Origin of the sequence: Providencia burhodogranariea DSM 19968, from assembly GCF_000314855.2 — a bacterium.
Classification (GTDB): domain Bacteria; phylum Pseudomonadota; class Gammaproteobacteria; order Enterobacterales; family Enterobacteriaceae; genus Providencia; species Providencia burhodogranariea.
Window position 1 is genome coordinate 106,781 of the sequence record NZ_KB233224.1, and the last position, 14,835, is coordinate 121,615.

10 protein-coding genes and 1 tRNA gene are annotated in these 14,835 nt (G+C 40.3%); 3 read left to right on the forward strand and 8 right to left on the reverse strand.

Going from position 1 to position 14,835, the window contains the following annotated elements:
- Positions 1-11 precede the first annotated feature (11 nt).
- The 7 genes from dppC to glyQ all read right to left on the reverse strand — a co-directional run bounded on the left by dppC (position 12) and on the right by glyQ (position 9,830).
- Positions 12-914, reverse strand: a complete 903-nt coding sequence (gene dppC / locus OOA_RS14535; protein WP_008912916.1) for a dipeptide ABC transporter permease DppC — start codon at positions 912-914, stop codon at positions 12-14.
- A gap of 11 nt (positions 915-925) precedes the next feature.
- On the reverse strand, positions 926-1,945 hold the full coding sequence (gene dppB, locus OOA_RS14540) for a dipeptide ABC transporter permease DppB (RefSeq protein WP_008912917.1): 1,020 nt from the start codon (positions 1,943-1,945) through the stop codon (positions 926-928).
- A 177-nt stretch (positions 1,946-2,122) separates the two neighbouring features.
- Positions 2,123-3,733 carry a dipeptide ABC transporter periplasmic-binding protein DppA gene (gene dppA, locus OOA_RS14545; protein ID WP_008912918.1) on the reverse strand — a complete coding sequence of 537 codons (1,611 nt, stop codon included), beginning with the start codon at positions 3,731-3,733 and terminating at the stop codon, positions 2,123-2,125.
- Between the two features lie 546 nt (positions 3,734-4,279).
- Complete coding sequence (locus OOA_RS14550; RefSeq protein WP_008912919.1) at positions 4,280-5,908, reverse strand: ShlB/FhaC/HecB family hemolysin secretion/activation protein; 1,629 nt, start codon at positions 5,906-5,908, stop codon at positions 4,280-4,282.
- A gap of 644 nt (positions 5,909-6,552) precedes the next feature.
- Positions 6,553-6,629 (reverse strand) — tRNA-Pro (locus OOA_RS14555).
- A 213-nt stretch (positions 6,630-6,842) separates the two neighbouring features.
- Positions 6,843-8,912 (reverse strand): glycine--tRNA ligase subunit beta, encoded by a 2,070-nt coding sequence (gene glyS / locus OOA_RS14560; RefSeq protein ID WP_008912920.1) that lies wholly within the window; start codon positions 8,910-8,912, stop codon positions 6,843-6,845.
- 9 nt (positions 8,913-8,921) lie between these two features.
- The gene (gene glyQ, locus OOA_RS14565) at positions 8,922-9,830 is read right to left on the reverse strand and encodes a glycine--tRNA ligase subunit alpha (protein WP_008912921.1); all 909 of its coding nucleotides are present in this window, start codon (positions 9,828-9,830) and stop codon (positions 8,922-8,924) included.
- A gap of 201 nt (positions 9,831-10,031) precedes the next feature.
- Here glyQ and OOA_RS14570 point away from each other — a divergent pair, with 201 nt between their 5' ends.
- Both OOA_RS14570 and OOA_RS14575 read left to right on the forward strand, forming a co-directional pair.
- Entirely contained in the window at positions 10,032-10,595 is a 564-nt protein-coding gene (locus tag OOA_RS14570; protein ID WP_008912922.1) for a DNA-3-methyladenine glycosylase I, read from the forward strand.
- A gap of 205 nt (positions 10,596-10,800) precedes the next feature.
- On the forward strand, positions 10,801-12,057 hold the full coding sequence (locus OOA_RS14575) for a valine--pyruvate transaminase (protein ID WP_008912923.1): 1,257 nt from the start codon (positions 10,801-10,803) through the stop codon (positions 12,055-12,057).
- 208 nt (positions 12,058-12,265) lie between these two features.
- On the opposite strand, the gene OOA_RS14580 is transcribed toward OOA_RS14575, so the two are convergent.
- Positions 12,266-13,924, reverse strand: a complete 1,659-nt coding sequence (locus OOA_RS14580) for a putative transporter (RefSeq protein WP_008912924.1) — start codon at positions 13,922-13,924, stop codon at positions 12,266-12,268.
- A gap of 469 nt (positions 13,925-14,393) precedes the next feature.
- Here OOA_RS14580 and OOA_RS14585 point away from each other — a divergent pair, with 469 nt between their 5' ends.
- Positions 14,394-14,714, forward strand: coding sequence for a YceK/YidQ family lipoprotein (locus OOA_RS14585; protein ID WP_040691659.1), 321 nt, complete (start codon positions 14,394-14,396; stop codon positions 14,712-14,714).
- Positions 14,715-14,835: the final 121 nt, after the last annotated feature.

The window sequence follows — 14,835 nt, forward strand, 5'->3', positions numbered from 1 at the left end:
AGATTACCTCATCACTGCTTGAGTTTTGGATCAAATGCATCGCGTAACCCATCACCCATCAGGTTAAACGCTAATACAGTCAATAAAATTGCTAACCCTGGGAAGGTCACGACCCACCATGCACTCTGAGCATATTGCAGCACATCAGAAAGCATTGTGCCCCACTCAGGAGTCGGTGGCTGAGCACCCATGCCAAGGAAACCCAAAGCAGCCATATCTAAAATGGCATTGGAAAAACCTAACGATGCTTGAACAATCAACGGTGCCATACAGTTAGGTAAAATATTCAAAAACATCTGGCGAGTGGCGCTTGCGCCTGCAACACGTGAAGCCGTAACATAATCACGATTCACTTCAACCAAAACGGCTGCCCGCGTGAGTCGAATATAATGTGGTAATGCAACAAAAGTCAGTGCAATAGACGCATTGACGATGGAGGGGCCAAAAATGGCAACCAGTACTAAGGCCAGCAATAGACTTGGCAGTGCTAACATGATGTCGACCAAACGCATCATGATTGCATCGACCACACCCCCAAAGTAGCCGGCTATAACACCGAGAGTGACCCCCATCATCAATGAGAGCACCACAACCAAACAGCCCACTAACAGAGATAAACGAGCGCCATACATCAAACGCGATAATAGGTCACGGCCTACATCGTCTGTCCCTAGGATAAACTGCCAGCTCCCACCATGTTCCCATACTGGTGGGACTAATAGGAAATCACGAAACTGTTCATCAGGTGCATGTGGTGCCAATAGCCCAGCAAAAATAGCAATTAGCACCATCAAGATGATGTATACCATCCCAATAACAGCGCCTTTATTTCGTTTAAAGTAGTGCCAAAACTCTTGCAGTGGCGTCATCGGCTTAGGGGCGCTGACAACCGTTGACTCAGTAGATTGAGACATTTTAGCGCTCCTTATTTTTTATATCGAATACGAGGGTTAACAATGCCATACAGCACATCAACCACGAGGTTTACAAAAATAATCAATGTCGCGACTAACAATACTCCCCCTTGAACAACTGGGTAATCACGACGCTGCAACCCTTCAATTAACCAACGACCTAGGCCTGGCCAAGAAAAAATAGTTTCTGTTAGAATTGCTCCCGCAAGCATGACCCCGACTTGTAAGCCGATAACGGTTACAACGGGCAGCATCGCATTGCGCAGTGCGTGGATCAGAATAACTCGCGCACGACTAACCCCTTTGGCTCTCGCTGTACGGATATAGTCTTCACCGAGGACTTCTAACATCGCTGAACGCGTCATACGTACAATAACGGCGAGTGGTATCGTTCCGAGTACAATCGATGGCAAAATCAAATGCTCCACCGCATCAATAAAGTTACCATCATCCCCCCAAATTAGGGTGTCAATTAACATAAATCCGGTGAGTGGATAAGACTCGTCAAGGAAGACCGTATCGCTGACGCGCCCTGATACGGGAGTTAAATCCCATTGAACCGACACCAACATGATAAGCATGATCCCCCACCAAAAAATTGGCATCGAATAGCCAGTTAGTGACAAACCAATTGAGGCGTGATCAAAAATAGAGCCACGTTTAACCGCAGCAAGAACACCAACGGGAATACCCACTGAAACAGCAAAAATCATGGCACAAGTGGCTAGTTCCATGGTGGCTTTAAAGCGAGGGAAAAACTCATCCCAAACCGCAATGCGGCTTTTCAATGAAATCCCTAAATCACCGTGGAATATGCCGTTGAGATAGTGAAGATATTGTTTCCAAAGTGGCTGATCTAAGCCTAGCTCAGCCATTAAATAGGCATGTCTTTCAGGCGATAAGCCTCTTTCACCTGCCATAATCATCACCGGATCACCCGGGATCATATGAACGAAAGCGAAAGTAAGTAATGTGATACCGATAAACGTGGGGATGACTAACCCCAAGCGCCGGAGGATAAATTGCAACATATCCGGAATCTCTTTAATATTGCCTTTGACGGCTCTAAGTCCGTTTGGCTAACCAGAAGAAAAAGCATTCTTCCGTATGCTCACAAAGAACTGAGTTTTCTGTTTCTCTGAAGTTCAGAGGTGAAAACGCCCTTCGCAACCAAAATGATGTCGAAGGGCTATACAAATTAAAAACGATTATTTTTCAATATCGACGTTTTCAAAATGGTGCTTGCCAAGTGGGTCGACGACATAACCCTTAACTTCTTTACGTACTGGTTCAAATACTGTTGAGTGTGCAATGATTAATGCTGGAGCTTGGTCATGCATTACAACTTGAGCTTGCTTGTAGAGATCAACACGTTTGTCATGATCCGCTGTCATACGAGCAGGTTGAATCAAGTCTTCAAACCCTTGATAACACCATTTCGAATAGTTAGACCCTTGTTTTTTCGCTGCACAGCTAAATAGTGTTGCAAAGAAGTTATCTGGATCCCCATTGTCACCAGTCCAACCCATCATGACCGTTTGCGGCTCACCGTCTTTGGCGCGTTTCAGATATTCGCCCCACTCATAGCTAACCACTTTCGATTTAACACCAATTTTTGCCCAGTCAGATTGGATCATTTCAGCCATTCTGCGTGCATTTGGGTTATAAGGACGCTGTACTGGCATCGCCCACAGGTCGATTTCAAAACCATCTGGGAAGCCGGCTTCAGCCAATAATGCTTTTGCTTTTTCAGGATTATATTCATAATCCTTCACATCATCGTTGTAACTCCACATTGTTGGCGGAATTAAGTTTTTCGCTTTTTGCCCAGCACCTTGATAAACAGCCTCGATAATCGAGTCTTTATTCACCGCCATCGACAATGCCTGACGGACTTTTTGATTATCCAGTGGTTTCTTCTCAACATTAAAGGAGAGGTAACCAACGTTCAGACCTGGTTGCTCCATTAACGTAATATTTTTATCTTCTCTCATGCGCTCCAAATCCGCCGGATTCGGGAATGGCATCACTTGGCATTCATTCTTTTGCAATTTTGCATAACGAACAGATGCATCAGGTGTAATAGAGAAGACTAAACGATCAATTTTAGGCTTGCTGCCCCAGTACTCATTATTTGCTTTATACAGAATACGAGAGTCTTTTTGATATTGTTGCAGCTCAAAAGGACCTGTTCCGATAGGATTCAAGTCAACTTTTTGTGGCGTCCCCGCAGCAAGCATTTGATCTGCATATTCAGCTGACAGAATGGATGCGAAGTCCATTGCCATATTCGCTATAAACGGAGATTCAGGACGAGTGAGCGTGAAACGAACGGTGTTATCATCAACTTTTTCAATTTTATCGATGATCTTATCCATATCCATGCCCATAAAGTATTCATAGCTGCCACCTGATACTTTGTGATAAGGGTGATTAGGATCTTTTTGACGCATAAAGGTATAAATTATATCGTCTGCATTAAAGTCACGGCTTGGCTTAAAGTCTTTATTTGAATGCCATTTAACGCCTTTACGCAAATGGAAGGTATATACCTTACCATCATCACTCACATCCCAACTTTCTGCTAATCCCGGCTTAACTTCAGTTGTCCCTAATTTAAATTCTACTAAACGGTTATATAGCGGGATTGAGCTGGCATCGAATGTTGTGCCTGATGTAAATAGTTGAGGATTAAAACCTTCTGGAGAACCTTCTGAACAATAGACCAATGTTTTTGCTTGCACTGATGCAGAAACTGCGAGAGCTGCGAGTGTTAATCCAACGGTTAATAGACCTGTCTTTTTAAGAGAGAGCGTCATCTGTATGCTCCTGTGGCGTTCATGTTATGTTTGCTTGATCCCAAAACCCATCATTGAAAGTGACAGATGTGAGATCTGTATTTTTTGTTATTCACTGAGCAATTAATCAACTGTTATCAACTTCGTCAATAGCACATCTCGTTACTGACCTTGAACAAAATTAACATATTAGAAACATATTTAGCCAAAATATAGATTATTATATAGACGGGAATTACTTAATATAGAAGTAATAACCATAAAAATAGTATTGAATAGTGTTTTATCTCTAGGATATTTATTTTTATATTTGTGATTAAGTGCTGAATTACTGAACGAAAATAGTGCGACAACTAATAGAGAACGGTATAAAATTCTAAAGAACTTCTAAATTAAAATCATTTTAGCATGTTATTATTCTGCTTATTTTTTATTCAGATAAAAACATTTCACAACCAAAAAATTAACAATTCAACGGTTAGTTAATAACTTCAATAAATAAATAATTTACTTGATTTAGTTCTTCGACAAAATTTCAACCAATGACAATAGAGATTAGTATGACTATCAATAATTAATACTCAACTTAGCACCAACATTAATAGGATCCGTTTGCAGTTCAATTGATTGCCAAAGTGGTGCATCAAAAAACAGCTGATAACCAACTCTGTCTACCTGCCCACGAATACCAAATTCAGTACCAATCAGCATGTTTTCTCGCCAAAACCTAGATCGATCATTCGATGTTGTTGCAAAATCCAATCCACTGTATAACTGAGCACCTTGCCACGGTAAAAACCAAACCAATTCATTTTTCAGTTTCAATGTGTTATTACCTGAATTTTCAATCTGCGTGCTATTAGTGAACCCCCTGACGCCAAATCTCCCAGTGATGCTATCGACCTCAAGCATTGGATCGAGCTTAGAGTGACTCAATTGAACCTCAAGTTCATGGCGGTGATACATCGACTGGCGCGCTAATAGAAATGCTCGCTGTATATCTACTGAAAATTGATAGATGCGAGCACTATCCAAACCGGAAATCTGCTGTCTCGTCGCACCAAACCAATCAATACCTTGCTTATATTTCAATGAAAATGTAGCACTACCTTGGGCAAAATCTCGCTTATGATTTAGCCCTAATAGCCCATAGCTCGCGAAGCGTTTTTGAGTTTCTAGACGATATTGTTCCAGAAAGAGATCGAGTGTCTGAATTTGGGTACCAAAGCTAGCAGAGGTTGTGCTATGGGGTGCTCGATAAAAAATATACTCTGCCTGCAATGATAATAGCCGGCTTCTGAGGTCATTTCGTACCTTAACATCATCTATTAATTGAAGATTTTTATGATTAGTACTTTCTTGGTAGCCTGCATATAAGCTAAATAGCCAATAATGATAAGGAAGAGAATATAACACTGAAGCTGATTTTAGTTTCTTTGATGGGTCTTCTCCTGTATCGCTATCTAAGCTCATGTAAAAAAAATCATTAAGTAATAATGGATTGGCCAACATAATAATGTTGCTCACCATATTTGTGGGTCGATCTTGTGATTGCGTTGACTCCAATAATAGTCGGCCCTTGAAAGCTCTTGCCGCATTACGTTGAATGACCAGCCGACTAACATTACTTCCTTCATTTCCTGAAATAATATCGATTTGATAAGGGATCAATTGTGAGTTACGTAAATTCGCTAAACCTTGATTAACTTGATGAATATTAATGACCTGCCCTCGCTGTAAAGGAAAAGCACTCATTAATGACCAGCTATCATGAGAACCATTTTGATATTCAATACTCGAAAGCTTTCCGGCAATAAAATCAATATTCAACACACCAAATAGCAACGATTGCTCAGGGTAATAAATATATGATGTTACATACCCCATTTGAGCAATCTGTTCATTAAGATGGTCCGCGTACAACAATAATGCATCTTCTTTGATACATTGCCCTTCAAGCTGTAATTTCCATTCCTTAAGGCTTTCGGGTTTGATAAGTGGTAGTTGGGAAAGCCCAGTGAAATGAACTTGATGTACCGCTACGCAAGGCAGCGCTTGCGACACAGAGAGTAATTGATTAGATGGCATTTGTGTGGAAGAAGAGGAAATAGCAGATAATGAGTGAATTGTCTTATCGGCATAACAGCACATATTCATTAAATGTAAAAATAGCATCATCGCGCATATTACTTTCATTAACACATCCTTGTAATGAAAAATTCGTATGTAAGCAATCAACAACTAGCGACTACATGATTATCTGTAACAGACCCGCTAATGATCCATAAAATATATACTCACCATACTTCAAGTGCATGATTATTGCCTTCGCTAAGCGAGCCGAGTGACATCGTTTATCTTGCCTTTTCGCCTACATGAAAATTAAAGTATTTAAAGTATATGTGGCTAATATAAAAACAGATTATGAAGAGGAAATGTAAAAAAGTTAGTCTGAAAGGTTTGATTAAAAAGATAGCCCAAAAGAGGACTTACCTTTAGAAATATCCAAAATAATTCGAGTAATAGCTAGGCCTGTCATGCCGATATCCGCTGACCGCCACAACCATTTGATAAGAATATTTTTAAACTAAAAAGTTAGCTAAAAAGAGGTATTAACTTTAGAAATATCCAAAATAATTCGAGTTGTAGCTAGGCGGCAAGAGAGTGAATCCTTGGGAGCATACACAAGTATGTGACTAAGGTTCGCGAACGCAGCCAACAACGCTACAGCTTGAAGTATGAAGGATATTCGCAGCCAATAACGCTGCGGCTTGAAGAAGTATGAAGGATATTCGAGACACAAAAAAACCTACCTCATAAATGAGGTAGGCTCTAGAATTTGGTCGGCGAGAGAGGATTCGAACCTCCGACCCACTGGTCCCAAACCAGTTGCGCTACCAAGCTGCGCTACTCGCCGAAAACGGAGTGAATCATACTGTTAGGTGATCTATCCGTCAACCCATTTTTCACTATATTTGTTCAAATGCTCTTAAAACCACCAATACTATGTGGTTTTTTAACCAACTCTATTTTTTAGATAAAAAATAAGCGCTCAAAGACAATGCCTATTGAGCGCTTACTGACTTCGATAGAGCTATATTTCTACTGAAGTAGCAAAATCACGCGATATTTATTGCAACAAAGAAATATCTGCTACTTTCAAGAACAATTCACGTAATTGGCTCAGCAGTGTTAAGCGATTGATACGTACAGCTTCATCTTCGTCCATGACCATAACGCCTGCGAAGAATGCATCAACAACCTCACGCAATGATGCTAGCTCAACCAATGCTTCTTGATAATTACGCTCAGCAAACATAGGACCCAACTTATCTTGTAATACCACAAGGTGAGTTGCCAGTTTAACTTCTTCTGGTGCTTTCAGAATGGAGGCGAGAACCTTATCAGACAATTTCTCATTTGATTTACTGAGAATATTCGAAACACGTTTGTTCGCTGCGGCTAAAGCTTCCGCATCTTCCAATGTGCGGAAGTGAGTAACTGCTTTTACACGCGCATCAAAGTCAGCTGGTGAGGTTGGACGACGTGCTAATACCGCTTGAATAGTATCGATGCTATAGCCAAGCTCTTGATACCAAGAACGGAAGCGGCCAAGCATAAATTCGACAACATCATTAACGACATTCTTATTCGTCAGTTTATCACCATAAAGGCGAGCTGCTTCCTCTGTCATTTCAACAAGGTCAAGCTGATAGCCTTTCTCTACAATAATGCGTAGAACCCCTAATGCCGCACGGCGTAGCGCAAATGGGTCTTTATCGCCTTTCGGATGTTGACCAATACCGAAAATACCTGCAAGGGTATCCATTTTTTCAGCTAATGCGAGAGCCGCTGAAACATCGGTAGAAGGTAGCTCATCACCCGCAAAACGAGGTTGGTATTGTTCTTTCAGTGCTAATGCAACATCTTCTGATTCGCCGTCGTGACGAGCATAATGCATTCCCATCACGCCTTGAGTATCTGTAAACTCAAAAACCATATTGGTCATGAGATCACATTTTGCCAATAAACCTGCGCGAGTAGCATGGTTAACATCTGCACCAATCTTATTTGCGATCCAACCAGCTAATGCTTCTAAACGGTCAGTTTTATCACGTAATGTCCCCAACTGCTGTTGGAACAGAACGGTTTCTAAACGAGGTAAATTATCTTCAAGACGTTGTTTGCGGTCTGTTTTAAAGAAGAATTCAGCATCGGCTAAACGAGGCCTAACTACTTTTTCATTACCAGAAATAATCTGTTGAGGGTCTGAAGATTCAATGTTTGCCACGAAAATGAAGTTCGGCATTAAATTGCCGGCATTATCATAGACAGGGAAATATTTCTGATCCCCTTTCATGGTATACACTAACGCTTCAGCAGGTACTGCTAAGAATTTTTCTTCAAACTTAGCTGTCAATACCACTGGCCATTCAACCAATGAAGCCACTTCTTCTAGTAGGCTATTGGTTAAATCAGCGTTACCGCCTAGCGCAAGTGCAGCTTTTTCAGCGTCAGCTTTAATGACGGCTTTGCGCTCTTCATAGTCTGCAATGACTTTACCGCGTTCACGAAGGATTTCAGGATACTGGTCTGCATTATCAATCGTAAACTCAGCTTCACCCATAAAACGGTGACCACGGATAGTACGGCCACTCTTAATACCGAGTATTTCGCCATCAACAACATCGCTACCCAGCAATAATGTAACTGTATGAACTGGACGAACAAATTGAGTTTCTTTATCGCCCCAACGCATCAGCTTTGGAATAGGTAATTTTGCCAGTGAGCGGCTAACCATATCAGTGAGTAGTTCGCTAACTGGCCGCCCTTTCATTTGAGCACGATAAAGTAACCATTCACCTTTATCTGTGGTTAAGCGCTCTGCCTGGTCGACAGTAATACCACAACCACGCGCCCAGCCTTCAGCTGCTTTAGTTGGCTGACCATCTGCACCAAATGCTGCAGAAATAGCAGGCCCGCGTTTTTCAACTTCACGGTCAGGCTGAGATGCTGCAAGAGAAGCAACTTTCAACGCCAAACGACGCGGAGCAGCAAACCAGCTGACTTCACCGTGAGCAATATCCGCCGTATCAAGTTCAGCCGTAAAGTTTGCAGCAAATGATTCAGCTAAAGAACGAAGAGCCTTCGGCGGTAACTCTTCTGTACCGATTTCCACAAGGAAAGTCTGTTGAGTCATGACGGCCTCTTAATTCTTGTGACACATAGGAAATCCGAGCGCCTCACGAGAAGCATAATAAGCTTCGGCAACCCCTTTAGTCAGGGTACGGATACGTAAAATATAGCGCTGGCGTTCAGTTACTGAAATCGCTTTACGGGCATCCAGTAAGTTAAACGTATGGCCCGCCTTAAGTATGCGTTCATAGGCAGGAAGCGGCAGTGGCGTTTCTAGTGATAGCAAATACTGAGCTTCTTTCTCATACTCTTCAAAGCATGCAAAGAGGAAATCCACATTGGCGTATTCAAAGTTATAAGTTGATTGCTCAACTTCATTTTGATGATAAATATCACCATACGTGGTTTTGCCCAGTGGGCCATCACACCAAACGAGGTCATAAACACTGTCAACGCCTTGAATGTACATGGCAAGACGCTCAAGACCATAGGTGATTTCACCCGTGACTGGCTTACATTCGAGCCCACCAACTTGTTGGAAGTAAGTAAATTGGGTGACTTCCATACCATTTAGCCAAACTTCCCAACCGAGACCCCACGCACCCAATGTAGGGTTTTCCCAGTTATCCTCAACAAAGCGGATATCATGGACTGTTGGGTCAACACCGAGCTCTTTCAAAGAGCCTAAATACAGCTCTTGAATATTGTCAGGTGACGGCTTGATGATCACTTGGAATTGGTAGTAGTGCTGAAGACGGTTTGGGTTTTCGCCATAGCGGCCATCAGTTGGACGACGAGAAGGCTGAACATACGCCGCTGCTATTGGCTCGGGCCCTAACGCACGTAAGCACGTCATTGGGTGAGAAGTTCCTGCGCCGACTTCCATGTCCAATGGTTGAACAATGGTACAGCCTTGGCGCGCCCAGTAATCCTGCAATGTCAGGATAAGACCTTGGAAGGTTTTGGTATCAAACTTTTGCATGTTAGATCCGCACGCGATAGGTATAATTTAATGAAAGTATGCCAGTATACCCTTTGACCGCCAGATATACAGCACTGAATCTGCGTCTATTTATCCTATCAATAAAAAAAACTTGTAGCCTTCCCTTTTAACTGTATATTTATACAGTTAAAGTGTATCTGCTAAGTATCAACCAAATGATAAAATAATATGAGGATAGAAATGAATATCTCACCAATTCGCTGCCAGTGGGTTAACCAAGACCCAGAATATATTGCCTATCATGATAATGAATGGGGTAAACCTATGCGTGATAATCAACAATTATTTGAAATGATCTGTTTAGAAGGGCAGCAAGCAGGCCTCTCTTGGTACACTATTCTTAAGAAACGCCAAGGTTATCAAGAGCTATTTCACCAATTTATCCCTGAACGCGTTGCGTTAATGAATGAAGAAGATGTGGAGCGCTTAATGCAAGACCCTAGAATTGTTCGTCACCGAGCAAAAATTAATGCCATTATTTCGAATGCAAAAGCTTATCTTCAAATGGCAGAAAATGGCGAAGAATTCTCAACATTTCTTTGGCAGTTTGTTAATCACCAGCCAATTGTTAATCAATGGGAGATATCGTCGCAAATTCCTGTAGAAACTGAAATTTCAACCGCACTATCCAAAGCACTTAAAAAACGCGGTTTCAAGTTTGTTGGCTCAATCACTTGCTACGCTTTTATGCAAGCGACTGGCATGATTAATGACCACTTAATCAGTTGTTGCCAATATAAGTAAATCAGAACTTAGCGACAGTACAATCATCATCAATAGCGACATTAACCAAATTTTAATGCATTAACTAAAATATTAAGTTGTAAATTAAAACCAAACCAGTGTTTACCTTCAATAACTATCGAATTTTAGCGGTTGAACTCTGTTGTAGAGCAGAGTATGTTTTATATTCCATTAACAACCTAATTAACATATGTGAATAAATGAGATGATTTTTTCTAAATTCGGTAACAAATTCGCTAAAAACTCGGGAATTTCATTATTGATGAAAGACTTGAATGAAGGTATTAGAACACCCGGCGCCATTATGCTCGGAGGTGGTAATCCAGCCCATATCCCTGAAATGGATAACTACTTCCAGACGTTATTAGCAGAAATGAGTGCAAACGGTAAATTAACAGATACGTTGTGCAACTATGATGGCCCTCAGGGCAAAGATGCCATGTTGAAAGCGCTAGCAGCAACCCTAAAAGCGAAACTAGGCTGGAATATTAGCGCAAAAAATATCGCGCTATCTAATGGCAGCCAAAGTGCCTTTTTCTACCTATTTAACTTGCTTGCTGGTCGTTTTGAAGATGGTATCACTCGTAAAGTCCTATTTCCGTTAGCTCCGGAATATGTTGGATATGCAGACTCGGGTTTAGATGAAGATCTTTTTATCGCTAACAAACCGCAAATTGAATATTTACCAAATGGCCAATTTAAATATCATGTTGATTTTAATACGTTAGAAGTCACAGATGATATTGGTGTTATCTGTGTTTCTCGCCCAACAAACCCTACGGGTAACGTAATAACAGATGAAGAAGTTGAGCATCTTGACCAATTAGCGAAAGAACATAACATTCCATTATTGATTGATAATGCTTATGGCGTTCCTTTTCCCGGAATTATTTTTAGTGAAGCAACGCCATTTTGGAATGAAAATGTCATTCTATGTATGAGCTTATCAAAACTTGGGTTACCGGGTACTCGCTGTGGCATTATTATTGCGAATGAAGAAATTATTGAAGCAGTAAGTAACATAAATGGAATCATCAGCTTAGCGCCCGGTGGTATCGGCCCAGCTCTTGCACTGGAAATGCTAGAACGCGATGACTTGCTCGCTTTATCTAAGAATGTCATTGGTCCTTTCTACAAACAACGTGTAGAAGATACTATTCGTATTATTCGCCGTTATATTTCCGAAGATAGATGTTTGATCCACAAACCTGAAGGCGCTATTTTCTTATGGCTATGGTTCAAAGATTTGCCAATTACCAGCCTAGAGTTGTATCAGAGATTGAAGAAACGTGGTGTTCTGATGGTTCCGGGTCATTACTTCTTCCCCGGAATTGAAGAGAATTGGCCACATGCTCATGAATGTATGCGAATGAATTATGTACCTGAACCAGAACAAATTGAGAAAGGTATTGTAATCCTTGCGGAAGAATTAGAGCTAGCTTATCAAGCTGTTGAATATTAATAATTAAAGTTTAAATAAAAAAATGCCCTTTCATGACTGAGAGGGCGAAAATTAGCGAGAACTCCGTAATCAAATACTGCATTACGAATATCATTCATCTCTATTAAACTAGATTTTCTGTTCATCAATTGGTTGAATACAGGGTCTTTTTACCTTTATACCGCTAATTACAACAAACTTACTCAACCTTATATTTGCAGTTTTATCGTTAAAGTGCCCAAAATAAAATAGCCAGTAACTGTGGTGATATAATGCGTAAAAACATAGCTAATGGGTAAACGGTTGCATAAGAAAGCGCCGGTGCTCCGCTTGTTGGGTGGATATTATTCGCAAATGCCAAAGCTGGAGGGTCTGTCATTGAGCCTGCAAGTACACCGCATAAACTGAGATAGTTCATTTTGCCAAAAACTCGTGCGATAACCCCTGTAATAAACAAAGGAATAAAAGTGATCAATAAGCCATAACCAATCCAAGTCAATCCGTCGCCTTTAATTAAAGTATCAATAAAATCCCCACCTGAATTAAGTCCTACAACAGCAAGAAACATCACAATACCCAACTCCCGCAGTGCAAGGTTAGCACTTGGTGGCATAAACCAGTACAAACGCCCTATTGTCCCAATTCGACCTAAGATAAGTGCAACAACCAATGGCCCCCCCGCTAAACCTAGTTTAAGTGCAGCAGGGAAACCAGGAATAAATATAGGGATAGATCCTAAAACAACACCAAGTCCAATACCAATAAACACAGGTAACATCTGCACTTGTTGTAATTTTTGTTTCGCGTTACCTAATAAAGCACTAACTGCCTCAATGGATTCAGGTCTTCCAACAATATTAAGGATGTCTCCAAATTGTAAAACAGAATTATTATTAGCGACAAGCTCAATCCCCGCTCGGTTAAGCCGAGTAACAACAACATCATATTTTTGTTTAAGGTTTAACTCTCGTAAGCGTTTGCTCAATACTGAATCATTAGTAACAACTACGCGAACAGAATGAAGTACTGACCCCGATGTCGATAAAGAAGCATCAACCTCTTCACCTAATATTAAGCGTACTTTATTTAAATCTTCTTTTTGCCCAACAACATGGAGTAAATCGCCTAGTTGAATCGCTGTTGTTGGTTGAGGCACCATTAACATTTCACCGCGCTTCAGCCTCGAACAAACTATCTCGTCACTTCCTAATAAAGGGATATCTTGCATCATTAAGCCATCAAGATTCGTGTTACGAACTGCAATATTCATGGTTTGTAATGTTTCACGTTGATGAATATTTTGACTACTAAACTCTGATGCTTCTTTATCTACTGCAATTCTAAATATGATACGAATGAACCACATCACAAATAGAATCCCACAAATTCCCATGGGATATGCCATGGCATATCCCATTCCCATTTGCCCGACAAGTGCTGGGTCTGACCCTAAATCTGTGAGTATTTGTTGACCTGCCCCCAATGAAGGCGTGTTAGTTACTGCTCCAGAGAAAATCCCTAAAATAATGGGTAATGGAATATTGACTAATTTGTAGATAATCGCTGTAACAATAGCCCCAAGTAAAACAATCATTAGGGCAAAACCATTGAGCTTTAATCCAGATACTCGTAAAGAGGAGAAGAAACCAGGCCCAACTTGAATACCAATGGTATAAACAAACAAAATCAAACCGAATTCTTGAATAAAATGCAGCATATGCCCATTTAGTTGCAAGCCATAACTTTGTGCAAAATGCCCAACGATAATTCCGCCGAACAATACGCCACCAATTCCCAATCCGACATTACGAATTTTCCAATTACCAATCCATAATCCTAGTGCTGCAGCTAACGCCAACAAACTCACAGTAAGAGCTAATTCACTCATAGACCGTTATCCTTTTGACGAAAAATCACCCACAAAACGCCATTTTTAGAGACTAAAAAACATAACTGAATCGATTGTGCCAAATAAAGATAAACTAATATGTGCATTAGCCCACAGTTCGAAGCTTATTAACAGTTCAACCACTTGCCAGCTTAAGTAAATTCACATATACACTTGTGACAGCTGAAATTGCGTAATATCTAGTCAATATGGAATATAGTTCAACGACTAAATTTACACGGTTGATCTCTATTTATCGGAATAATTTCACACTCGATTTCTCAACAAAAAGAGTGAATTTAAGTATAATCATTAGTATTTGTTACAAATAATTAATTTTGCTTTTTATCCAACATTTATAATATTAAATCAATGATTCATATTATGCTCTGATTGTGAATTTTTAATTTTTAGCTATTATTGTCATCAGAAGCAATAATAAATTTGGAATACAGGTTAAAGGGATTATATGGCTAGCTTATTATTGACCAGAATACTAATGTGTTTTATGCCACTGATACTATCGGGATGTTCAAGCATTATGACTCATGCAGGCCCTACTGATAGTTATTATCCTGGGTCTAAAAACAGTTTAGAAATGATTAAAGATGAAAATACTGGCTGGGTCATGCGTCCGCTGTTAGTTATTGATTTACCTTTCACTGCGGTTATGGATACACTACTGGTTCCTCTTGATTATATGAAAAAAGGGATTAATGAAGATGATTCTCCTAAAAAACGCATTGAAAAACTAGATAAACAGACTAGTCTCGATGCAAGCCATAACTAAACTAAGTAGGTGAATAGTTCTGAATATTTCATTAAACCATTCAAATAGCCAATATTAATATATTCAAGAATAGATATATTTAATTTTTTGAATGAATATTCTATTTATAATAAGCAATTGA

Excerpts from the sequence above, each read along its gene's own strand:
- dppB (WP_008912917.1), bottom strand. The coding sequence starts at position 1,945 with ATGTTGCAATTTATCCTCCGGCGCTTGGGGTTAGTCATCCCCACGTTT.
- OOA_RS14570 (WP_008912922.1), top strand. The coding sequence starts at position 10,032 with ATGAATATCTCACCAATTCGCTGCCAGTGGGTTAACCAAGACCCAGAA.
- OOA_RS14550 (WP_008912919.1), bottom strand. The coding sequence starts at position 5,908 with ATGAAAGTAATATGCGCGATGATGCTATTTTTACATTTAATGAATATG.
- dppA (WP_008912918.1), bottom strand. The coding sequence starts at position 3,733 with ATGACGCTCTCTCTTAAAAAGACAGGTCTATTAACCGTTGGATTAACA.
- OOA_RS14575 (WP_008912923.1), top strand. The coding sequence starts at position 10,801 with ATGATTTTTTCTAAATTCGGTAACAAATTCGCTAAAAACTCGGGAATT.
- OOA_RS14585 (WP_040691659.1), top strand. The coding sequence starts at position 14,394 with ATGGCTAGCTTATTATTGACCAGAATACTAATGTGTTTTATGCCACTG.
- OOA_RS14580 (WP_008912924.1), bottom strand. The coding sequence starts at position 13,924 with ATGAGTGAATTAGCTCTTACTGTGAGTTTGTTGGCGTTAGCTGCAGCA.
- dppC (WP_008912916.1), bottom strand. The coding sequence starts at position 914 with ATGTCTCAATCTACTGAGTCAACGGTTGTCAGCGCCCCTAAGCCGATG.
- glyQ (WP_008912921.1), bottom strand. The coding sequence starts at position 9,830 with ATGCAAAAGTTTGATACCAAAACCTTCCAAGGTCTTATCCTGACATTG.
- glyS (WP_008912920.1), bottom strand. The coding sequence starts at position 8,912 with ATGACTCAACAGACTTTCCTTGTGGAAATCGGTACAGAAGAGTTACCG.